At 44.0% G+C, this 20163-nt stretch carries 26 protein-coding genes and 2 tRNA genes; 20 read left to right on the forward strand and 8 right to left on the reverse strand.

All coding sequences use genetic code 11. The annotated features are described in order from the left end of the window. Positions 1-15 precede the first annotated feature (15 nt). Genes folM through folX form a run of 3 tightly spaced genes read left to right on the forward strand, consistent with a single transcriptional unit; the run spans position 16 to position 1663 of the window. A complete protein-coding gene (gene folM / locus NO992_RS20075; protein WP_371380087.1) occupies positions 16-732 on the forward strand; it encodes a dihydromonapterin reductase in 717 nt (238 codons plus the stop codon). A 6-nt stretch (positions 733-738) separates the two neighbouring features. Beyond that, positions 739-1293 (forward strand): GTP cyclohydrolase I FolE, encoded by a 555-nt coding sequence (gene folE / locus NO992_RS20080; RefSeq protein ID WP_010378105.1) that lies wholly within the window; start codon positions 739-741, stop codon positions 1291-1293. Between the two features lie 7 nt (positions 1294-1300). Continuing rightward, the gene (folX, locus tag NO992_RS20085) at positions 1301-1663 is read left to right on the forward strand and encodes a dihydroneopterin triphosphate 2'-epimerase (protein ID WP_010378103.1); all 363 of its coding nucleotides are present in this window, start codon (positions 1301-1303) and stop codon (positions 1661-1663) included. A 44-nt stretch (positions 1664-1707) separates the two neighbouring features. Here folX and NO992_RS20090 read toward each other — a convergent pair whose 3' ends face one another. Beyond that, the gene (locus NO992_RS20090; RefSeq protein WP_371380089.1) at positions 1708-2136 is read right to left on the reverse strand and encodes a YqaA family protein; all 429 of its coding nucleotides are present in this window, start codon (positions 2134-2136) and stop codon (positions 1708-1710) included. A 106-nt stretch (positions 2137-2242) separates the two neighbouring features. On the opposite strand from NO992_RS20090, the gene NO992_RS20095 reads away from it, so the two are divergent. From NO992_RS20095 to NO992_RS20105, 3 genes are all read left to right on the forward strand, one after another. Next, positions 2243-2755, forward strand: coding sequence for a TlpA family protein disulfide reductase (locus tag NO992_RS20095; protein WP_371380091.1), 513 nt, complete (start codon positions 2243-2245; stop codon positions 2753-2755). Positions 2756-2767: 12 nt separating this feature from the next. After that, positions 2768-3232, forward strand: a complete 465-nt coding sequence (locus NO992_RS20100) for a DUF2721 domain-containing protein (RefSeq protein WP_017219384.1) — start codon at positions 2768-2770, stop codon at positions 3230-3232. Between the two features lie 100 nt (positions 3233-3332). After that, complete coding sequence (locus tag NO992_RS20105; protein WP_371380093.1) at positions 3333-3779, forward strand: cytochrome c; 447 nt, start codon at positions 3333-3335, stop codon at positions 3777-3779. 189 nt (positions 3780-3968) lie between these two features. Here the strand turns inward: NO992_RS20105 and NO992_RS20110 are convergent, their stop codons facing one another. Next, positions 3969-4154, reverse strand: coding sequence for a PA3496 family putative envelope integrity protein (locus NO992_RS20110; protein ID WP_010604204.1), 186 nt, complete (start codon positions 4152-4154; stop codon positions 3969-3971). 288 nt (positions 4155-4442) lie between these two features. Here NO992_RS20110 and NO992_RS20115 point away from each other — a divergent pair, with 288 nt between their 5' ends. Then, positions 4443-5228, forward strand: a complete 786-nt coding sequence (locus NO992_RS20115; RefSeq protein WP_017219383.1) for a YggN family protein — start codon at positions 4443-4445, stop codon at positions 5226-5228. Between the two features lie 38 nt (positions 5229-5266). Here the strand turns inward: NO992_RS20115 and NO992_RS20120 are convergent, their stop codons facing one another. Beyond that, the gene (locus NO992_RS20120; protein WP_371380096.1) at positions 5267-6826 is read right to left on the reverse strand and encodes a PLP-dependent aminotransferase family protein; all 1560 of its coding nucleotides are present in this window, start codon (positions 6824-6826) and stop codon (positions 5267-5269) included. Here NO992_RS20120 and NO992_RS20125 point away from each other — a divergent pair. After that, on the forward strand, positions 6825-7739 hold the full coding sequence (locus tag NO992_RS20125) for a DMT family transporter (protein WP_371380098.1): 915 nt from the start codon (positions 6825-6827) through the stop codon (positions 7737-7739). The two genes, NO992_RS20120 and NO992_RS20125, sit on opposite strands and share 2 nt — an antisense overlap. Before the next feature lie 41 nt (positions 7740-7780). On the opposite strand, the gene NO992_RS20130 is transcribed toward NO992_RS20125, so the two are convergent. After that, entirely contained in the window at positions 7781-8623 is an 843-nt protein-coding gene (locus NO992_RS20130) for a diacylglycerol kinase family protein (RefSeq protein ID WP_371380100.1), read from the reverse strand. A gap of 286 nt (positions 8624-8909) precedes the next feature. On the opposite strand from NO992_RS20130, the gene NO992_RS20135 reads away from it, so the two are divergent. The 4 genes from NO992_RS20135 to NO992_RS20150 all read left to right on the forward strand — a co-directional run bounded on the left by NO992_RS20135 (position 8910) and on the right by NO992_RS20150 (position 10359). Next, complete coding sequence (locus NO992_RS20135; RefSeq protein ID WP_017219379.1) at positions 8910-9056, forward strand: hypothetical protein; 147 nt, start codon at positions 8910-8912, stop codon at positions 9054-9056. Between the two features lie 224 nt (positions 9057-9280). Beyond that, positions 9281-9371, forward strand: a tRNA-Ser gene (locus tag NO992_RS20140). Positions 9372-9389: 18 nt separating this feature from the next. Further along, positions 9390-9482: transfer RNA gene (locus tag NO992_RS20145), tRNA-Ser, on the forward strand. A 127-nt stretch (positions 9483-9609) separates the two neighbouring features. Then, positions 9610-10359, forward strand: coding sequence for an MBL fold metallo-hydrolase (locus NO992_RS20150; RefSeq protein ID WP_371380102.1), 750 nt, complete (start codon positions 9610-9612; stop codon positions 10357-10359). Here the strand turns inward: NO992_RS20150 and NO992_RS20155 are convergent. Further along, positions 10356-11468 carry an aminotransferase class V-fold PLP-dependent enzyme gene (locus NO992_RS20155; RefSeq protein ID WP_371380104.1) on the reverse strand — a complete coding sequence of 371 codons (1113 nt, stop codon included), beginning with the start codon at positions 11466-11468 and terminating at the stop codon, positions 10356-10358. The genes NO992_RS20150 and NO992_RS20155 overlap by 4 nt on opposite strands. Further along, the gene (locus tag NO992_RS20160; protein ID WP_371380106.1) at positions 11455-12642 is read right to left on the reverse strand and encodes a monodechloroaminopyrrolnitrin synthase PrnB family protein; all 1188 of its coding nucleotides are present in this window, start codon (positions 12640-12642) and stop codon (positions 11455-11457) included. Before NO992_RS20160 ends, NO992_RS20155 begins: the two co-directional genes overlap by 14 nt. Positions 12643-12758: 116 nt before the next feature. Here NO992_RS20160 and NO992_RS20165 point away from each other — a divergent pair, with 116 nt between their 5' ends. The 3 genes from NO992_RS20165 (at position 12759) to NO992_RS20175 (ending at position 15687) form a co-directional block, all read left to right on the forward strand. Beyond that, on the forward strand, positions 12759-13226 hold the full coding sequence (locus NO992_RS20165; RefSeq protein ID WP_026001098.1) for an Lrp/AsnC family transcriptional regulator: 468 nt from the start codon (positions 12759-12761) through the stop codon (positions 13224-13226). A gap of 63 nt (positions 13227-13289) precedes the next feature. Further along, on the forward strand, positions 13290-14564 hold the full coding sequence (locus tag NO992_RS20170) for an alpha/beta hydrolase (protein ID WP_371380108.1): 1275 nt from the start codon (positions 13290-13292) through the stop codon (positions 14562-14564). Then, positions 14557-15687 (forward strand): GNAT family N-acetyltransferase, encoded by a 1131-nt coding sequence (locus tag NO992_RS20175; protein WP_371380110.1) that lies wholly within the window; start codon positions 14557-14559, stop codon positions 15685-15687. Before NO992_RS20170 ends, NO992_RS20175 begins: the two co-directional genes overlap by 8 nt. Here NO992_RS20175 and NO992_RS20180 read toward each other — a convergent pair. Then, positions 15667-16257 carry a DUF938 domain-containing protein gene (locus tag NO992_RS20180; protein WP_088529475.1) on the reverse strand — a complete coding sequence of 197 codons (591 nt, stop codon included), beginning with the start codon at positions 16255-16257 and terminating at the stop codon, positions 15667-15669. The two genes, NO992_RS20175 and NO992_RS20180, sit on opposite strands and share 21 nt — an antisense overlap. Positions 16258-16423: 166 nt before the next feature. On the opposite strand from NO992_RS20180, the gene NO992_RS20185 reads away from it, so the two are divergent. The 5 genes from NO992_RS20185 (at position 16424) to NO992_RS20205 (ending at position 19678) form a co-directional block, all read left to right on the forward strand. Beyond that, positions 16424-16606: a hypothetical protein gene (locus NO992_RS20185; RefSeq protein WP_010378070.1), complete on the forward strand. Its 183-nt coding sequence runs from the start codon at positions 16424-16426 to the stop codon at positions 16604-16606. Positions 16607-16885: 279 nt separating this feature from the next. Further along, positions 16886-17296, forward strand: a complete 411-nt coding sequence (locus NO992_RS20190) for a hypothetical protein (protein ID WP_371380112.1) — start codon at positions 16886-16888, stop codon at positions 17294-17296. 8 nt (positions 17297-17304) lie between these two features. Next, positions 17305-18681, forward strand: a complete 1377-nt coding sequence (locus NO992_RS20195) for a class II fumarate hydratase (RefSeq protein WP_371380114.1) — start codon at positions 17305-17307, stop codon at positions 18679-18681. A gap of 107 nt (positions 18682-18788) precedes the next feature. After that, complete coding sequence (locus NO992_RS20200) at positions 18789-19289, forward strand: hypothetical protein (RefSeq protein WP_371380116.1); 501 nt, start codon at positions 18789-18791, stop codon at positions 19287-19289. A gap of 8 nt (positions 19290-19297) precedes the next feature. Then, positions 19298-19678, forward strand: coding sequence for a hypothetical protein (locus NO992_RS20205; RefSeq protein ID WP_010378061.1), 381 nt, complete (start codon positions 19298-19300; stop codon positions 19676-19678). Between the two features lie 17 nt (positions 19679-19695). Here the strand turns inward: NO992_RS20205 and NO992_RS20210 are convergent, their stop codons facing one another. Continuing rightward, positions 19696-19881 carry a hypothetical protein gene (locus tag NO992_RS20210; protein WP_010378060.1) on the reverse strand — a complete coding sequence of 62 codons (186 nt, stop codon included), beginning with the start codon at positions 19879-19881 and terminating at the stop codon, positions 19696-19698. Positions 19882-20163: the final 282 nt, after the last annotated feature.

The raw sequence follows: 20163 nt of genomic DNA on the forward strand, positions 1-20163 counted from the left end.
CAAGGTGATGAACTTATGAGCCCAGCAGCCGCACCTATTTTAATTACTGGTGGCGCACAGCGCATTGGACTTGCTTTGGTGAAACACTTTCTCGCTAAACAGCAAGCCGTCATATTGACGTATCGCACCAAACACCAAGTTATCAATGAACTCGAATCGCAAGGTGCTATTTGTATCAAGGCTGATTTTGACGAGCCAGAAGCAATCACACAACTCAACAACCAAATTCGTGCCCATACCGGCGCGCTCAGTGCCATCATCCACAATGCATCGAGCTGGGATTGTGAAGCCAACAACCCTGACTTTTCAGCATTATTCGACAATATGATGCGGATCCACGCTAAAGTCCCTTATTTGATCAATCATGCCTTGAGCGACTTATTGACAGCTAGCAATAACGTCAGCGATGTGATCCATATTACTGACTATGTAGTAGAAAAAGGCAGTCCAAAACACATTGCCTATGCCGCAAGTAAAGCTGCATTAGATAACTTAACACGGTCATTTGCCGCTAAGTTTGCACCTAACATCAAAGTGAATAGCATTGCACCTTCTCTTATCATCTTTAATCAAGACGATAGTGACGAGTACAAGGCAAAAACCTTGAAAAAGTCTATTATGGGAATTGAGCCTGGTAGCAAAGAAGTTATCAATAGTGTCGACATGATACTCTCTAGCAACTATATGACAGGACGCACGGTACAAATCGACGGTGGCCGCCATTTGAGGTAACGCATTATGCAAGACAAATTACAACAGAGTTATAAAACGATTATTGAAGCCGTGGGTGAAGATGCAGACCGCGAAGGATTATTAGATACGCCAAAGCGCGCAGCGAAAGCGATGGAATATCTGACTCAGGGCTACCGTCAAACACTGGATGAAATCACCAACAACGCGGTATTCAGCTCGGATGCCGATGATATGGTGCTGGTTCAAGATATAGAGTTGTACTCTATGTGTGAGCATCACCTTCTACCTTTCGTTGGTCGTTGTCACATCGCTTATATACCTAATGGTAAAGTGCTTGGCTTATCTAAATTTGCCCGCATTGTTGATATGTTTGCCCGACGTTTTCAAATCCAAGAGCAGCTAACTCATCAAATCGCCAAGGCCGTTGAGGAAGTCACCGGCGCAAAAGGCGTTGGCGTGATCGTTGAAGCCAAACATATGTGTATGATGATGCGTGGGGTTGAAAAACAAAACTCTAGTATGCGAACTTCTGTGATGCTTGGTAACTTCAGAAGCGACCCCAAAACCCGCAACGAATTTTTACAGTTAGTGAAAGGATAAGCACGCTATGTCGAATGCCATTATTAAGGTGACGAATTTAAGGCTACGTACCTTTATTGGTTTTAATCCCGAGGAGCGGGAAAAAAAACAAGATGTCGTGATCAATATTGAAATTCACTACCCAGCGGATACGGCATGTTTAGATCATGATAATGTGGCTCACGCGCTTAACTACAAAACAGTGACCAAAGCTGTCATCACACTGGTAGAAGAAGGGCATTTTTTGTTACTTGAGAAATTAGTGGCTGACATACTTGCTGAATGTCATCAACATCAAGACGTGACGTATGCAAAAGTCACCGTAGATAAACCGCACGCTTTACGGTTTGCTGACTCAGTGTCACTGACGCTCGATTGGTACAGAAGCTAAACTAAGAGATAAGACTCTGATATTCACTTCCTTGCCTTCTGGTGTTAAGAAATCACCTGTAAGGCAAGGTAAATCACCAGTGCATAACGAGCGCCTTTACCGAGCGCGACTAACACAAAAAACCACCAAAAAGAGGTCCGTAGAGATCCCGCTACCACAGTCAAAGGATCTCCGACTATGGGTAGCCAAGCAAATAGCAATGAAAACTTGCCGTAACGATTAAATAGTCCACAAGCCTTATCATATTGCTGTTGAGAAACCGGAAACCAGCGCTTATCCCGCCACTTAGCGATAAACCAGCCAAGATAATAGTTGACACAGCTACCAAGTAAATTACCCGTTGTCGCAGCCAGCCATAACCAAACTAATTCGCCTTGTTGTTTAACAACGAGCCCACTCAGCGCCAGTTCCGACGACGCAGGTAATAAGGTTGCGGCAATAAAAGCAAGCCCAAATAAAGAAAGGTAAATCATATCAACGGCTATAAGAAATTGGACTTTAAGAAATCATCTAAGTGGGGCAATATACTGAAATGTGCGCAAGACTTCAAAAACACTGACATGGATTCAAGGGATAGGCATGAAAACAACAATAAAAATGTTACTACTTAGCACCGTACTCACCACCGGATTAAGCGGCTGCAAGGCCTCTAACGAAGCGCTACCACAAGCAGACGATGGCTATCAGACCTATATCCACACCGGCGACTCCTTTAAACATTTGCAATTTACGGATATCAAAAACCAAGCCGTTAGGTTCGATGCTAATCACAAAAAGCTGGTGATTTTATTCGCGACGTGGTGCTCTGATTCACAACGTTTATTAAGTGAACTAAAACAATCAGAATTACTCACCCAAGCCGAGTTAACCATCGTTGCCATAGGCCGAGAAGAAACTAACACTACGCTTGAGCAATTCAACGAAACCATGCAATTGCCCATCCATTTTGTTGCCGATCCCAATCGAGATATTTACAACACGTATGCCAATAAAGGCATTCCTAGAGTCATCTTGCTTGATGAACGCAACCAAGTGATACAGACCCTCATCGGTGAGCAACCCAACACCTTATCAAAACTAAACTGGAATTAACGAGGTAACTATATGAATCCAGAAGTCGTTAGCATTCTCACGATGGCCAAAGTTATCCAAACCGCCGTTGCCCCTGTATTTTTAATTACGGGTATTGCTGCGACCTTAGGGGTACTATCAAACCGCTTAGCACGGATCACGGATAGGGCGCGTTTACTTGATCGCAAGATCAATACCACGCAAGATGAAGAGCTCAAAATGCACTTTAGCCGTGAAATGCGCGCACTGTTAAAACGGTCTCGTTTTATTCACGTTGCATTTAGCATGAGTGTACTCAGTGCGTTGCTTGTGTGTGCAGTGGTTATGCTGCTGTTCATGTCACACTTGTACAGTATGCCATTGGGCATTACGTTATCGTCTTGTTTTATCGCCGCTATGGTGCTGCTTATTGGCGCGTTTGTCTCTTTGCTGGGAGAAATCTTTTTAGCCACCCGCAGTATGCGCAGGGGCATGATATTCAAAGACATCGAGAGTTGATTATTTAAAACTAGTTGCCTCCGTCACAGGGCACTTATCGCAATTGTTTGATTATATTTGTAATTTACATTGAAAATAGGGAAAAAATTAGGGGTTTACTATGAAGAAACTACTTACCGTCACACTATTTAGCTGTCTTGCAGCAACTGCGCAAGCTAACACCATGTTTGAATCGGCTGAAGATGCAATTGAATACCGCCAAGCGTCTTTCCAATTGATCCGTTTCCAGATTGGCAATATGGGCGACATGCTAAAAGGCAAAGTACCATTTGATGCTGAAGTATTTAAGCAACGTGCTCACAATGCTGCGCAATTATCGCAAATGCCTTGGGAAGCATTTATCGACGGTTCTGACAAAGGCAATACTGATGCCCTACCAGCCGTTTGGTCAGACAGAGCTGAGTTCGATGGAAAAGCCAAGCAATTTGCCGAGTATGCTCAAGCACTGGCTGTTGCAGCTGACTCTGGCGACAAAAAGCTGATTGCTTCTGCATTTAAAGATTGGGCAAAAGGCTGTAAAGACTGCCATAAATCTTTTAAAGATTAATACCAATCGTATAAAAACAAAACAGCCGCATATTTGCGGCTGCTTACTATCTGAATATCTCGTCACTTGCTTGGCTATCACCAACGACACAGTAATTCAGACATCGCACTGAGTAACCCACAGCCCTGCTTAATCACACAGCCAAATTGAATTACTGTCAGTGCTAGACTCGTAGATGACCTCTAGTGATCAATCATCAATATAGTCGAAATCATCATCGCCTAGATTTCTACGTAGGCGTTTTTGCTCTAAGTAGTCGTCTAGCTTTCTTTTGACTTTACGCTTTTGCTTGTCATGTTGGTTACGACCCAACTTTTCAAATTCATCGTCTGCAAAATCATCATCAAGCGCATCGTAAGAGAATGTCTTACCCACAACTAACTCCAAAATAAAATAGTCATTAATAAAATGAGAGCCGTCTCTCAAGATCACTATTTAGCGCTAAATTGTCATTCTGAAAAGTGAGAGTTTCTTATCCTTACAATAAAAATTTTTTATTGCCTAATTAATTTTGACAAAAACAACTATATTTTAGTCAATTTTATCACTTTTAGAGCACATTAACTTTCAACAATAAAATACAATATATTGATTTTATTTGAGTTTATATTTGGCATTGTTCTTGTAACAATAATCATGCAACTGAGCCAATAAGGATCGACCATGAATAAAATTTTACTACTAACAGCAGCAACAATGATGACAACCACCGTCGCTGCACACGAAAAAAATAACATCACGTTTAGCGGTGACAATTGTGAAGTAGAATTTCAGAATGACGTTAGGATCACGCCTGATAACTTGGTGATCACAACGGCCAAAAACAAAACAGCTGAGATCAACAACCTTGGCGAACTGACACTCAATGGCGAGCGCATCACACTTAATACACAGCAAAAAACGATGCTCACGCAATACGGTGATGAACTAAGAGGCCGCCTACCACAAGTGGCTGATATTGCTTTTGAAGGCATAAAACTAGCGGGCGTTGCCCTTAATGAAGTGGCACAAACCTTTAATTTAACTAGTTTAGATAGCATCCATGCCGTGATCGATGACCTCGAAACAGAAGTGCAAAATACGTTTTATCAGCAAGGTGCGTTTGTGATGGGCAAGCAAACCTTTGATGAGTTTGGCCAAAATTTCGATAATCAGTTTGAAGAAAAAATCGAGACTGCAGTACAAGGTGCCATGATGCAATCGATAGGTAGCTTACTGGTTGCGATTGGCAACGAAATGTCAGATGCAAACGGTGATATGAGCAGCTTTGAACAGCGTATGGAAAACTTCGCAACACAAATCGAAACCAAAGTTGAACAACAGGCAGAATCTATTGAGAAAAAAGCAGACGCACTGTGTGGCGACTTTGAACAAATAGCGAAAAACGAAGCCATTGTCGCAAAGTCTATCCCCGCAATGTCAGAGTACCAACTGTTTAAATTTAAATAATCTGACGTTGGCATAACTTACTTTTAATTCAGGATACGTTATGCCAACCCTTTCCTTTGTGCATCAGCCAACTCCCCCAGCGTTTTAATCGCTTGCTCTACCGACGCATCCCACGGCAAACCATAACTGATACGTATACAATTTTGATACTTTTTGCTGGCACTAAATAGCGTACCAGGCGTAATACTGATCCCGCACTCCAAGGCTTTTTGGAACAACAAGGCACCATCAACGTGCTTACCTAAGTCTAGCCACAGCACACAACCGCCTTGCGGGCGACTGACTCTTACCTCACTACCAAACGCAACATTCACCGCTTGGATCATACGGTCTCGATTCTCAATTAACCGTTTACGGACCAACTTTAAATGGCGCTCGTAGCCTCCGGAGCTGAGAAAGTCCGCCAGAGCCCATTGATTCATTAAAGATGACGAACAACTCAACGCACGTTTTATGCGCTTTGCTTTTGCACTAAATTGACTGGCGACCATCCAACCCACTCGATAGCTGGGCGCTGCGGTTTTTGAAAATGACGCACATGTGATCACTAAGCCTTTTTGGCTAAATGCTTGTGCCGGTATGCCGCGCTGCTCGGTAAAATATAAATCACCATACACATCGTCCTCTATCAACACCACGTCACGTTGCTCTAATAGTGCCACCAGCTGCGCACGTCTCGTATCTGGCATAAAGCTACCAAGCGGGTTACTAATACTGGTAGAAAACACACACGCTCGAATATCATGTTTTTCAAGCGCCCGTTCAAGGTCGCTCAGCCAAATGCCATCATCTGGGCAAACAGGTATTTCAATGGCCTTTAACCCTAAGTTTTCAGCCAGTTCAACTATGCCAAAATAACAGGGGGATTCAATCGCTATCACGTCTCCGGGCTTGGTCACCGCTTGTAACGCAATCGCCAACGCTTCTTGCGCGCCATTGGTGATCACCACTTCATCCATGTCTATTGCTAAGCCCATATCCAAATAACGCCGCACGATTTGCTTTTTTAAACTATCTAAACCGTCCATAGGGCCATAATTAATGAGTTCATTCCCTGCTTCTTTCATTGCGCGGCGCATAATTTTGGCAAGAACCAGCTCAGTACCAGCAATGGCGATGGGGTTGGCGATACCTAAGGGGATTGCATGCGGCTGATGGATCCCCTTATACACTTGTTCAATCAGCGCCTGCTTGTTAACCACCACAGGTTTGGCGGGCAATCGTGCACGCTTCGGAGAGTCGTTGTGCGAAGCTCTGTGGCATAAAAAGTAGCCGGATTTCTCTTTGGCAATGACTTTTCCTTGATCTTCAAGTGCTTGATAGGCCTGCTTTACCGTTGGGATACTGACATTTAAGTTTTGCGCCATAACACGCAATGAGGGAAGCTTTTCGCCCGGTAAAATGGACTCTTGTTCTGCCATCGACAAGATCATTTGGATCACCTGCTGATAGAGAAAGGCGGAATGTTGGCGTTGAATAACGGTACTCATAAGCAATAATCTGTATAGGTATAAATTAGTAAATTCTGTATATAGCTTATACAGAATAACAGCGTAAACTACATACTTCCACTGCTGTTTGAATCTAGAGCCGATCATGAAAAATCTATTTCTTTACGCCATCACTGTGTTGATTTGGGGATCAACATGGCTTGCCATTGAATACCAACTTGGCAGCATCAACGAGTTTGTGTCGCTGTTTTACCGCTTTGGCCTCGCCGCGGTTTGTATGTGGGCGTTTGTCATCTATAAGCGTGTGCCAATGCGATTTTCTCGCCGAGATCATGGCTTTTTCATCCTCTTAGCGCTGTGTAATTTTGGTGCTAACTATCTCTTCTTGTATTGGGCTCAGGCACATTTAACGTCAGCGATGGCATCAATTGCGTTTTCATTATTATTGGTCGTTAACATCGTCAACACTAAGTTGTTTTTTGCCAAACCTATTGCAAAGCGAATTTACTTTGGTGCATCACTGGGCACGCTTGGGATAGTCAGCTTGTTTTGGCACGATTTGGTCGCATTTGATTTGCAAAGCGAGGCCTTCTTGGGATTATCATTAGCTCTATTAGGAACAGTGGTCGCGTCACTCGGTAATATGGTGAGCGTACGCAATTCCAATCAGCAAATTGATGTTATGGCGGGAAATGCGTGGGGCATGCTTTACAGCGCTGTCATGTTAGCAACCTATGTCGCCTTTAGTGAACATCAGTTTATCAACCAAGCGCCGGCATCATATTGGTGGTCTCTGATTTATCTCAGCGTGTTTGGCACCGTCATTGCCTTTGGTTGTTATTTCTCACTACTCAAGAATATTGGGCCTGAGAAAGCGAGTTATTTGATAGTGTTATTTCCTTTTGTTGCCGTGGCCTTGAGTACCTTATTTGAAGGCTTTGAGTGGCAGCAAAACACCTTTATTGGGTTTATTTTGGTCATCCTAGGTAATGCGATTGTACTCACGCCTTTAAATCGCATCTACGCTTGGTTGTCCATTCGGTCCCCAGTTAGAAGTTGAAGTCTTACCAATGCTTTAGCTTCTTACTTTTCAGCGCCATTTTATAATGGCGCTTTTTTTATGCTCAGAGCTCGGCGGCAGCAGGTTATCGTCGCAGGCGTGCGCCCAACAATCTCACCATCAGCCTCAATGTCATAACCCTCTTGTTCGATAAAAAGCTCTGCAATGCGGCCGTGGTGCACATTTCTTGTACCCATATGACGTTTAAGCAGCATATTGACAAACAATATCACCCGCTGCCAATGCGTTTGCGGCGTGAACCACAGTAGCTCCAGCTGACCGTCATCAAGGCAAGCCATAGGAGCGGGAGTTAACCCTGCCCCAAAGTGTTTGCCATTCGCAAGTAACAACATCATACCCTGCTCAGGCCACGTATTGCTGTGATAGCGAATGAGTTTGGCAGTAAACAGCGACATTAGTCCCGCACAGGTATAGCTCAGCTTACCTAAACGTTTGGTTTGTCCTAAGTTATTCATGACATGCGCGTTAAAGCCAATCCCAGCAACATTGACAAACCAGCGCCCGTCCACTTTACCCAAATCAATACTTGAGATCTTGTCTGAAAATACAGCTGCTCGCCACTGTGCTTTGGAATAATTAAACTGCCGAGCAAAATCGTTGCCAGTCCCCGCAGGCAGCAACGCAAGCGTGTTATCCCGCTCAGCAATGGCATTGGCGACTAGATGCAACGTGCCATCCCCCCCAATCACCACCACGCTAACTCCCGCCGTAGCAGCTTGAGCAATTGCATCCCTATCTGCGACAAAGTTTCCAGTGGTATTAAACCAAGTTGCCGTCAACTGTTGTTGTGTTAATTGTTGCTTTAACCATGCAATTTGCGCTTTCCCCTCAGCACCCGCTAAAGGGTTGACTACCACCAGCATAAAAACCCTTAAATACAAAAACTCAACTTATATGAATAAAAAACCAAAACTAAAACCAAAAATCAAAAATCAAAAATCAAAAACACCCATATTAATTGGGTTACAGCCTAACCAAGACAATCAAAGTCATGCATAAACATGCAAAAAACCCATTAAAACAAAAATGAATAAACCATTAATTCATTAGTTATTTTTATCCGAAAACATCAATTTTTATCGTTTTAAATTTAAACAAATTGCGTGCAAAATAGCCTTGTTTTCAATCATTGCTTATTAGGAGCCAGACATGCTTAATTCAGCTGCACCTTGCAGCCCATCACAAAACACGTTTAACCAAACACAACCAACTAAACAACGTCGTATCAATTGGACGAAGTGGTTGGCAGTATGTGGTCAACATTTAGCGTTAAAAGACGTGATTATGTATAAGTAAGTCTGCACAGAGCATGGCGTCCCAACCCGCCATGCTCTCGTCAGCATTTGTTTCAATAGACCATAAAAGCACCACTTCAACCAGCATTTTTGTACAAAACCTCTTCGTCAAACCGCTAATTTCTAGCACAATTTTAAAAAAACCTCACTTTTAGCACATTTTTTAAGCAAACAGTTTAAAAACGGTTTACAGCGCCTAAATCGCTAAGTATTATCTTTGCCCATGGAGAGATGGCTGAGTGGTTGAAAGCACCGGTCTTGAAAACCGGCATACGTTAATAGCGTATCTAGGGTTCAAATCCCTATCTCTCCGCCATTTTTAAAGTATTGCGCCGGAGAGGTGGCCGAGTGGCTGAAGGCGCTCCCCTGCTAAGGGAGTATAGGGTTTGTAGCCCTATCGAGGGTTCGAATCCCTCCTTCTCCGCCATCACTTATAAGAAAACCGCTTAATTGCGGTTTTTTTATGTCTGCGATTTATCACTTCCACACACAACTGGTCAGATGTCTTCAACCTATGCTATGTTGAGATCTGATTGGGGAAATGAGTGTGACGAATGAAAATCCATGTCTTAGAAGGCTATATTCAACATATTTATCTGGTTGAATACGAAACGGGCCTGCTGTTACTCGACGGTTGCTGTCGTGCCGATGTTGAGTTGGTCTGCAACTACATCCTGCAACTGCAAAAGCCACTAAGCGCACTCAAGCTGATTGTGGTCACGCATATGCACCCAGATCATGCCGGTGGCGCGCACAAACTCAAAAAACTCACGGGCGCAAAGATTGCGGCCGCAAATGCCCCCAGTCAGTGGTATCGTGGTATTGATGGTGTCATGATGCACCTCTCCGATATGGCGCTGGCACTTTGGGTTGCAGGGAGAAAGCGCAAGGCCAAACGCAATCTTTGGTACCCAAGACAATTATCACCAGACTTTTACCTAGCCGATGGTGATAGCTTGCCCCACTTTAACGAATGGCAAGCGATACACACACCCGGTCATACGGATAGAGATTTGAGCTTGTATCATCTCCCCAGTAAGCGCATCTATGTGGCGGATTTGACGGTAAAAGTGAAAGGGCAATTTGTTGCGCCTTTTCCAGTATTCTATCCACGCTTGTATCGCCAATCTCTTGCCAAAGTCGAGGCACTACAACCCCACTCAGTGATCTTGGCACATCAAGGAGAGGTACTTGCTGAAGAAATTGATTTCAACGCATTGATAGCGCGCGCGCCCAAGCAGCCAATGACACATTGGCGCTCGGTGAAGAAGAAAACTAAAAAAGCACTAGGGTTGGGAAGCTAGCTTTCGTTGATAACCTGCACCAACTGCGCGATGTCCTCCTGACTATTATAAATATGCGGTGAGACGCGAATACCGTAGCGACGATTATCCACAGCAATGCCTGCTCGCTTAAGCTGCTCCATCACTGCCTCATGCCGAGAGCCAAAATGCAAAATAGCTGTCCCCGAGCAAGCACTCTGTGCTGTAGGAGAGCGATAAAATTCAGGCAATGCCGCTTGTAACTCAGATAACAAAGCAAAGTTGTACGCTCTTACTTGCTCAATCCCAAGCTCGGCAAAATAGCCAAGGCTGTGCCCCGCATAGATATAAGGTGCCACACTTGGTGTACCGCCCCAAAAACGCAGCGCACTTTCACTCAGCGCAAAATGATGAATATCAAACTCGAATGGATTTTGATGCGAAAACCAGCCAACATCTTTTGGCTCGCAATAAGGCAAGACATCTTCATTCACCCAAATAAAACCGGCGCCAGGGCCACCGCAGCTCCATTTCACACAAGAGCCGATAACGCAATCCGCGCCCCACTCGCTTAAATTTATTGGTAATACACTAAGTGACTGAGCAATATCAATAATGCTTCGACAGCCATATTGGTTAGCAAGGCTAATGATGTCAGCGACAGGCGCCTGCTGACCGCTGTTCGAATACACATGACTGACAAATACCCAGTCAATTTGCTCGTCAATATATTGCTGCCACACACTTAGGTCGTGCATATTCATCGCTTCGGGAATATAAACAATCTCAATATTGTCCAACGCGTTTTGTAACGCAAATCCCATGCTGGGGAAGTCTTGCTCACTCATCAATACGCGTACTTTGCGAATGCCACTTTCGGGCAAACTCATCGCCCATTTCGTTAAACCACTGGAAAGGTTTGTTTGCGGACAAAACAGGCGCGCATCGGTGTGTAATAGGGAAGCTAGGGCTGAGGTAAAGCGATCAATTCCACTTAGCCACTGCTGCCAAGGCTCTTGATTTTGTTGTTGCCACGGCACCATAAATTGCTGATGAAAATCTTCCGCTGCAGATTTCAACACACGACCAACGGAATGGCTCAATAAATAGTGACCCGTAGGCAGGTGAAAATCATCCCTATACTGCTTCATGCTTAACCCCTATTGCTTGGCGTAGTCGTTTTAAGTCATGATGCCGAGTAAAGATATCAGCGCGCTCGGCAGCTGCTCGTCTATCTCTTAAGTCTGCGAGCTCTTTGAGTAAGACTTCAATCGGTGGACCACTGGCGGTCACTTTGCTTAAGTGCTGTTGCTGCATTGCCTGCGAAGGTTTGGCGATATACTTTTCGACGAGTTGATTGTGATGTTGTATGGCCGTATCTCCATGCAGCTTACACACTTGTATAAACAAGCTACAGGCAGGGCCAAACCAATCACTTTTCGGCCCTTTCAATGCACTCAGAAACGCATCCATTAAATTAGGCGTACGCATACATTCACGCAGGGTTGCTTGGTCTTCTGGCATCATATAGAGGAATTTTTCCACCAGCATTTGACCGTAACTAATATCATTAGCCGGGCATAACCCCAACATCATATCGATAACATTGATACCCGCAAAATCTCCAGCGTTTGCACCACGATAGACCTCTTTACCAACTCGGTAAGGTTTGTAATAGGGTCGTACAACGTAAAAGAATGCCTCGGTATCCAGTTCCTTAAATAACTCTCGATTAGACTCTATCACCTCAAGCAGCGCTTGCTTAACTTGTTTGAGTAGCACCAATGACATGGGATGAGAAATTCCCAAATGATGTACCTTCATTAGCGATTCGGACGCTCGTTTATAGGCAAGAATGGCCTGAGTATTGTAGTCGATGAATAAGCGCTCTGCCGGATGAGAAGTAAAGCGCTTATACACGCCGTTGATTGCGCGGTTGTGTGTGGTGAGATGAGCCGTTGCGAAGCGCGGCGTAACTCCCAAAGAGGCACCGATGTGCATGGCCAGTGCCGATGCTTGTGTTAGTGGAGACACCCTTTCACGGCTTGGCTCGGTAATTTCGTGGCGTCTGCATGCAGCCATAAATAGACCAACGTTACCGAGTAAGTCGAATGCTTGCTCAAAACCTTCGTCGGTATTGCCTTCTTCTAGCAAGGCTTGGATCAGTTGATTACCTTCTTCTAATAACTGTGCTTTTAGCGTTTCATCAACGCCTTCAACGTTTGCTTTATCCTGTTGCTGCCAATAAAGATGTTCAAGCTTGTCGTTAAGGTCAACAAACGGGCCTCTAATCCAAGCGTCAAATTGTACGGCTAATGGACTCATTATTACTTCTCGTGATTATTCCACAGTTAAGGCTAGCAAATCACCACGAGCATAATTTGCCAATTTTCTCTAAAAGTTTAATACTGATTAGCAAGAATCACTCTTTTATTTGGTTTATGTCGGTAAATCTAGATGCCAAGGACAAATTGCTCCTTAACGCCTTGCAGCATAATGCACGTTTGAGTAATGCCTCACTCGCCGAAAAGGCAAACCTTTCCGATACTCCCTGTCTTCGACGCGTAAAACGCTTGCAAGATACAGGAGTAATTTCAGGCTATCATGCAGCACTTGATAGAGCGCAAGTTGACCTAAGTATTCTGGTTTATGCATTTATAAAACTCAGTGAAAATACCGCAACCGCAGCGCATTTATTTGAACAACACGTGGAATCTGAAGATCAGGTGATCAGTTGTTCGGTGATCTCCGGAAGTCATGATTACCTATTGGAAATCGTAGCAAAGGATTTGCCCAGCTATGAACAATTTGCCAAACATCAACTGGGCGCCTGTAAGGTGATTAGCGGGATTGAATCAACGATTGTCCTCAAGCAAACTTTTGCGAAACGCATATTACCGATCCGCTAACCATTTTTATCGTCACCTGTTCTCGCTATACTGCATGTGATTTTATGCTCATAAGGACCGACTATGCGCCACTACCTTACCTCCACAGTATTTGCTTTTAGCCTGCTTGGCTCACCTTTGGTCATCGCACAAGACTGTGTTACCCAAGTGAGTGATATGTCGCTATTCACCAAGAGCAAAGCGTCGGGATTATTCCGCGAAGCGATCGATAAAGGCCCTATCACCGTCGATATAGCGAATATAAAAAACTATAACGATTATATTCGTTCGACTAAGCAAATTATTGAAAGCCGCAATCCTCGCGCTACACTGCCGTGCCCATTAATGACGCCCACTGCAACATTACTCAACCTGACAACCCCTAAGGTAAGTGACTTAATTGCGCCATTTTCACTTGAGCATGACAACAGAGATCACGCCATTTTACTTATCCATGGTCTGACCGATTCTCCTTTTACTTTTCACTACCTTGCGGCAGCACTCTATGAAGCAGGATACAATGTCAGAACCATGTTACTGCCTGGACACGCGACTGCACCAAGCGATTTAACCGAAGTTGATATTGACGATTGGCAAACCCATACGGATTATGCCATCGCACAGACTAGCCAAGATTTTAAGCATTTTTCCGTACTTGGTTATTCCACAGGTGCCGCCTTGGTGCTGAGTAGCATAGCGAAGCGCAAACCCAATAATTTAGGCTCTGTTGCACTTATCTCACCCGCTACGGAGCCACATAATAAGAACGGTTGGCTAGCCAAATGGATTGATTACGTGCCATTTGTCAATTGGATAGATGAAGACGCAGATTTGGATTTCGCCAAATATGAATCTTTCCCATGGCATGGCGCAACGTTAGCCCATCAGGCTATGGCGCCACTCAAATCACTCACCACTTTGCCAGATGTACCGATGTTTATCAGCTATAGCGATGTCGATACCACCATAGACAATCATGCAACAGCAAAGCTGCTAGAAAAGTGGCAACCTAAGTCAACGTTGACCCAATTTATCTATTCGGAAACGCCACCGACTAAGCAAGGTGTGAATTATCGGAGCGTGAAAGCCGACAACATTGTCGATATGTCTCATATTGGTATTTTGCAGCCGCCTGAACATATTTTTTACGGCCGCAAAGGGCCTTATCGTAATTGCACCAGTTACCACTTAGAAGACCAAGCCTTCATCAACTGCCGCACAGGTAAAACCGTCCATTTTGGCGAGCGTCACGAGAAAAGCATGACGCAATACACAGCTCTTGCGCGGATCACGTTTAACCCTGATTACAGCAACTTTGAGCAAGCACTGCTCGCATTTTTTGATGGCCACAATGACTGAGTACCAACACAGGTTTATTCATTCTCTGACTGAAGTGACAGCAGCACAGTGGGACTGTGTTTCACCATCGCATGTATTTACGAGCTACGCGTGGCTGCTTGCATTAGAGTTGAGCGGCTGCACCAGCAAAGAGACTGGCTGGATACCGCATCACTTAATGATTGAACGCCAGGGCGAGTTGATTGCAATTTTACCAGGCTATATTAAATCGCATTCTTATGGCGAGTACGTTTTTGATTGGGCTTTTGCTGAAGCCTACGAGCGCCATGGATTTGATTACTATCCGAAATGGCTGTGTGGCGTCCCCTTTACGCCAACTCAAGGGCCAAGAATATTAACTAAACGACTATCTTCTTGCTTGCTTGAATATATTGACGCTACGCTCACGAGCCTCACCCAACTAGGCATTAGTGGAGTCCATATTAATTTTTGTCGTGAAAGCGATTTTCTCACTCAAAGTCATTTAACGATGCGCCGCAATGTGCAATTTCATTGGCATAATCGAGGTTACGCCGAGTTCGATGATTTTCTCGCACGACTCACATCAAGAAAGCGTAAAATGGTCATGAAAGAACGCCAAGCTGTGACCGCCCAAGGTATTAACATAAGCTGGACTGTTGGCAGAGAAATAAGCACAGCACAACTTGATGCGTTTTTTCTCAGCTACCAACTCACCTATCTTAAACGCTCGCGACACCACGGCTATCTCTCTCGCGATTTTTTTCAGCAAGTTATCACTTCGATGCCAGATAAGCTTCGTCTTTGCTGCGCTTACTTAAACCAAGAAATTATCGCCACCAGTTTATATCTTGTGGATGGCGATACCTTGTATGGTCGCTATTGGGGTGCAATTGAGGATAGTTACGACTTTTTGCATTTTGAGCTGTGTTACTATCAAGGCATAGAGTACGCCATTGCTAATCAGCTTGCAGCCTTTGACGCGGGCGCTCAAGGTGAGCACAAGTTAGTGAGGGGTTTTGAGCCGGTGTGGAGGCAATCGTATCACCGCTTATTTCAACCTGACTTCCAACAAGCGCTTGAGGATTTTACCAAGCGCGAAGCTGACGCACTCGAGCATTACTTTACCGAGTGCCAAGCAAAACTACCGTTTAAACACCAATAAGCGATTATTAGCCGGCATCGCATAGTCTTGCTGTAGTGTAAGTCCTTGCTCTGCTGCAAGCGCCAATACCCATTCTTGATCGCGAATGCCACTCTCTTTGTCTTGCGATTTTAAATACGCATCAAACTCTCGGTTACTCTCGCTGGTAAATTCACCTTGATAATTAAACGGCCCATAAACTATCAGGTAGCCGCTTTCTTTAAGGTGTCGTCCTACTCCTGCGATTAAGCGCTCAACGAGCGTTGATGACACAATGTGCAAGGTATTAGCGGTATAGATCACATCATAACGCTGATTAACAGGCCACGCATGGTGTAAGTCTAGCGCCAATGGCGGTAAAGTATTTTCTAATTCTGCATCATCAAGCCACGCTTGAATACCTGCGTGATTAATCTCCCTGTCCGCCGTCTGCCACGTTAAATGCGGTAACGCCGCAGCAAAGTGCACAGCATGCTGACCCGTACCAGAGCCTACCTCTAGCACTTTCAACGGTTTATTTAGATAGGGAGTGAGCTTTTCTAATATTGGCCGTTTATTGTTTTCACACGCTTGAGAGTAAGGTTTTGTCATTTCGTTTGCACTATTTTGATCGATTTATGCGCCTCATTGAGGCAAGAATTTATCTCAATTGCAAGGCAAATAGCTAAAACTTCTACTAAGCAATTAAAATTAGAAAAGAAATTTATTTTGGTACAACTTCTGCTAAGTTTAAAGAGTACTAAGAGGAGAAGCGAGCATGAAAATTTCAGAGATCACCCAAATGCCAAGCCAACTTAAAAGCGAAGGACTTGTTCTGAAGAAGCGTAAAAATACCTTCACGAAAAGTCGCGCTTACCGACAAGAAGTCGCCAACCTGATGCAACTCGAAGAACAAGAGAAAGAGCATTCAGAACAGCAATATCTCCTCGGCTATAATTAATACCAATTGTATTAGGTAAATGAGCTATTTGAAGCGGAGAAATAACTTTAGTAGCTAGGCAAAAATTTTGCTATTTAGTTGTTCTAAATGAGAAATTTTTAACGACGCTAATATGGTATTTCACCCTTCAAATTGATTGGAGACTTAGTGCAATTGGTATAAGCTCAATCACACTTTCTTAAATTCATTTCAGACTCATAGTGAGCTGCTATGGTGAATGCTAAACAAATTGTTTGGCAGTGCGAATACTAAAGCTTGAATTGCCAATCAAATGATGTAATGATAACCATTATCATTACATCATTTGATTTTGTATTTATGCAGCTAGCTACTTTATTACAAACTTATCGTGCGAAGCTTAATCGCCACTGCCAGCGACCACAACTCGAGGCGCCGCTCTTGGTTGCGGAATATATTTCGGCAGGCATAAGCATGGCAAAATGGTACGAGCGCCATAATAACCCGCTGCTGCAAGAGCTTTATCTTAAAAATACATTGTCCGAACTGTTAGAACAGATTGCCGATCCACTCGTTGATACCGCCATACGTAAACAATGCATGGATCAATTATTTAAGCCTTTGTTGGCACTAAAACGGTTTTATAAACATCACCATACTTCGTCACAGCAATTTTTGAAGCTCCAGCGAGATGCGTGCCAAACCTGCCAGCAGTTTAACCCTTTTTATTAGGAGCAACGATGACTACATTTCGTCAAGAATCCGATAGTATGGGAACATTAGATGTTCCTGAGCATGCGCTCTACAAGGCGCAAACACAGCGCGCTGTAAATAACTTTCCTATTAGCGGGATCACAATGCCTGGTAGCTTTATCAAAGCATTGGCCTACATCAAACAAGCCGCAGCAGAAACCAATCAATCCCTTGGTCATCTATCAAGTGATAAAGCAAAAGCAATCGTGAGTGCCTGTCAGCAGCTAATTGATGGCAAACACTTAGATCAATTTCCAGTGGATGTCTTTCAGACTGGCTCTGGTACCAGTTCAAACATGAATGCCAACGAAGTGATAGCTACTCTAGCGACTGAATTAAGCGGTGTCGCAATTCATCCTAATGATGACGTTAACATGGGCCAAAGCTCAAACGATGTGATCCCAACAGCGATTCACGTAAGTAGTGCAATCACAGCAGTGTATGACCTTCTGCCTGCACTAAAACACTTATCTAGTAGTATTGAACAAAAAGCAGAGCAAGTTGGCCATCACGTCAAAACTGGCCGTACGCACTTGATGGATGCAATGCCGGTGACCTTTGCACAAACATTAAGTGGCTGGCAAGCGCAAGTAGATAACGCCTGTCAGGGCATTGTTCATTCCTTAGAAAAAGTCTACGAGTTAGGTCAAGGTGGAACAGCGGTCGGCACAGGTATTAATGCCGATCCACAGTTCGCTAAGTTATTTAGCCAAAACCTGAGCACTAACATCGGGATCCGTTTCAGTAAAGGCAACAACTTTTTCTATCATATCGGTTCACAAGACGCGATAGTGGGACTTTCAGGCCAACTTAAAACCTTTGCAGTAGCACAAATGAAGATAGCCAATGACTTACGCTGGATGAATTCAGGACCGCTTGCTGGCCTAGGTGAAATCGAACTTGAGGCGCTACAACCAGGCTCTTCAATCATGCCAGGTAAAGTAAACCCTGTTATTCCAGAAGCGGCTGCAATGGCCAGTGCTCAAGTGATAGGTAATGATGCAACGATTAGTGTTGCAGGCCAGTCTGGCAATTTTGAGCTGAATGTTATGTTGCCGGTGATTGCATTAAATATTTTGCAAAGCATTGAGATCCTCTCAAATACCGCGAGGCTACTTGCGGACAAAGCTATCTCAAGCTTTAAAGTAAATGAGCAGAATATTCAAAAGGTACTGGCTAAAAACCCGATTTTAGTTACCGCGTTAAATCCTGTGATCGGGTATGAAAAAGCAGCACAAATTGCCAAGCTTGCCTACAAAGAAGGACGTCCAATCATTGAGGTCGCTGCTGAGCAAACCGATCTGAGTGAAGACGAACTTCAATCATTACTCGATCCGCAAAAACTCACCAAAGGCGGTCTATAGCGCCGTCCTTCAAAGCCTGCAATCACATATAGTGTATGCAGGCTGCAGAGCTTGCTATTCCTTAAGGACTTGCGTAGTTTAATTAGCAAACATTAGGAGAGCATATAATGAACAAGATGATCCCCACTTTACTGACAACCTTTTTGCTGTTTGGTTGCCAAGAAGAAGTAACTAAAAAAGAAACCACAGAACAAAAAGCACAGGAAACCAAAACTGTAAGCGAAAAGCACACCGAAATTAAAGAATCAAAAGAAGCAAGCTTGCCTATTCAACAAGATGGTAAAAAGCTCGATACCTCTGATATCAAAACCCATAAACAATCATTGGAAAACATCGTGGCCGACAAAAGCTGTGATAACGATACCCATTGTAAAGTCATTGCCGTTGGCGATCGTGCCTGTGGTGGCCCTTCTTCTTATCTAGTGTATTCAACAAGATCAGCAGATGAGGCCCAAGTTAAGCAGCTAGCGGAGCAAATTACTACATTAGAGCGCGCCTATAATATGCAAAATCAGATGATGAGTATCTGTCAGCATTTAATTGAACCCGCAACACAATGCGTTGAAAATAAGTGTGTTAAACTAGAAAATAGTCGTCCTACATACTAGAGGCAATAATGAAGTTAGCTATTTCTCTCGCTTGCATCGGCACACTAATTGCGGCGTTATCTGGCTGTGAAATGACACCAAGCGATGCAACAAGTCGCTCGAATGCTACACATACACTCAGCGATATAAGAGCAAATATAGGATGTGATGCAAGCTATCAGTGTAAAGTAATTGGAGTAGGTGAGCGATTAACCTGTGGTGGACCAAGAGAATACCTGATCTATTCAACGAAGCATACTGATGAGCAAGATGTAGAAGCAGTAGTTAGCGCTATTACAGAGCAAGAAAAGCTGAGTAACAAAGGAAAAGCGCCAGCGGTTAATTGTGAACCTGTGATGCCAATACAAACACTATGTATTGCCCATACCTGTCAGGCTGTGCCTCTATAGGCTGATGAGCACTCAGGTTATCGGATAAGCTCATTGATCACTGAGATCACCATCACTAACAGCGCACAAATACTCGCATTAATAATGTACTTCACTTCAAGCTGCTTCTTAATCCAATAGCTATACATAAAGCGAATTAGGTAAGTGGCTGAAGTACCAAACAATGCAAATATTACCAACAGTGCAATTAAATGAAATGACACGCTAAATCCCCGGTTTTTAGCCCATCATATCGTTAATTGACCCTTCCTTATAGCCCTTATTGGATAAAACCACACAGCAACTTATCGCTTGCAAATGCTCGGCGGATAAACAACCTCCGACCATGCTGCACTTGCAGATACTGTGGTAGGAGCGAGTTTACCTCGCGATGTGTTGATTGGCTTACGAGGTTTTTAAATCACACATAGCAAAAAACCCGTCGCATTGCTGCAACGGGTTTCTCTTATTTGGCCCTGGCGATGTTCTACTTTCACATGGGTAAT

It is taken from the genome of Pseudoalteromonas sp. DY56-GL79, from assembly GCF_041414765.1.
In the GTDB taxonomy this organism is placed as follows: domain Bacteria; phylum Pseudomonadota; class Gammaproteobacteria; order Enterobacterales; family Alteromonadaceae; genus Pseudoalteromonas; species Pseudoalteromonas piscicida.

Excerpts from the sequence above, each read along its gene's own strand:
- NO992_RS20175 (WP_371380110.1), top strand. The coding sequence starts at position 14,557 with ATGACTGAGTACCAACACAGGTTTATTCATTCTCTGACTGAAGTGACA.
- NO992_RS20100 (WP_017219384.1), top strand. The coding sequence starts at position 2,768 with ATGAATCCAGAAGTCGTTAGCATTCTCACGATGGCCAAAGTTATCCAA.
- NO992_RS20185 (WP_010378070.1), top strand. The coding sequence starts at position 16,424 with ATGAAAATTTCAGAGATCACCCAAATGCCAAGCCAACTTAAAAGCGAA.
- NO992_RS20205 (WP_010378061.1), top strand. The coding sequence starts at position 19,298 with ATGAAGTTAGCTATTTCTCTCGCTTGCATCGGCACACTAATTGCGGCG.
- NO992_RS20160 (WP_371380106.1), bottom strand. The coding sequence starts at position 12,642 with ATGAGTCCATTAGCCGTACAATTTGACGCTTGGATTAGAGGCCCGTTT.
- NO992_RS20115 (WP_017219383.1), top strand. The coding sequence starts at position 4,443 with ATGAATAAAATTTTACTACTAACAGCAGCAACAATGATGACAACCACC.
- NO992_RS20120 (WP_371380096.1), bottom strand. The coding sequence starts at position 6,826 with ATGATCGGCTCTAGATTCAAACAGCAGTGGAAGTATGTAGTTTACGCT.
- NO992_RS20150 (WP_371380102.1), top strand. The coding sequence starts at position 9,610 with ATGAAAATCCATGTCTTAGAAGGCTATATTCAACATATTTATCTGGTT.
- NO992_RS20170 (WP_371380108.1), top strand. The coding sequence starts at position 13,290 with ATGCGCCACTACCTTACCTCCACAGTATTTGCTTTTAGCCTGCTTGGC.
- NO992_RS20155 (WP_371380104.1), bottom strand. The coding sequence starts at position 11,468 with ATGAAGCAGTATAGGGATGATTTTCACCTGCCTACGGGTCACTATTTA.
- folE (WP_010378105.1), top strand. The coding sequence starts at position 739 with ATGCAAGACAAATTACAACAGAGTTATAAAACGATTATTGAAGCCGTG.
- folX (WP_010378103.1), top strand. The coding sequence starts at position 1,301 with ATGTCGAATGCCATTATTAAGGTGACGAATTTAAGGCTACGTACCTTT.
- NO992_RS20195 (WP_371380114.1), top strand. The coding sequence starts at position 17,305 with ATGACTACATTTCGTCAAGAATCCGATAGTATGGGAACATTAGATGTT.
- NO992_RS20135 (WP_017219379.1), top strand. The coding sequence starts at position 8,910 with ATGCTTAATTCAGCTGCACCTTGCAGCCCATCACAAAACACGTTTAAC.
- NO992_RS20180 (WP_088529475.1), bottom strand. The coding sequence starts at position 16,257 with ATGACAAAACCTTACTCTCAAGCGTGTGAAAACAATAAACGGCCAATA.
- NO992_RS20090 (WP_371380089.1), bottom strand. The coding sequence starts at position 2,136 with ATGATTTACCTTTCTTTATTTGGGCTTGCTTTTATTGCCGCAACCTTA.
- NO992_RS20190 (WP_371380112.1), top strand. The coding sequence starts at position 16,886 with ATGATAACCATTATCATTACATCATTTGATTTTGTATTTATGCAGCTA.
- NO992_RS20200 (WP_371380116.1), top strand. The coding sequence starts at position 18,789 with ATGAACAAGATGATCCCCACTTTACTGACAACCTTTTTGCTGTTTGGT.
- NO992_RS20095 (WP_371380091.1), top strand. The coding sequence starts at position 2,243 with ATGAAAACAACAATAAAAATGTTACTACTTAGCACCGTACTCACCACC.
- NO992_RS20130 (WP_371380100.1), bottom strand. The coding sequence starts at position 8,623 with ATGCTGGTGGTAGTCAACCCTTTAGCGGGTGCTGAGGGGAAAGCGCAA.
- NO992_RS20165 (WP_026001098.1), top strand. The coding sequence starts at position 12,759 with ATGTCGGTAAATCTAGATGCCAAGGACAAATTGCTCCTTAACGCCTTG.
- folM (WP_371380087.1), top strand. The coding sequence starts at position 16 with ATGAGCCCAGCAGCCGCACCTATTTTAATTACTGGTGGCGCACAGCGC.
- NO992_RS20125 (WP_371380098.1), top strand. The coding sequence starts at position 6,825 with ATGAAAAATCTATTTCTTTACGCCATCACTGTGTTGATTTGGGGATCA.
- NO992_RS20105 (WP_371380093.1), top strand. The coding sequence starts at position 3,333 with ATGAAGAAACTACTTACCGTCACACTATTTAGCTGTCTTGCAGCAACT.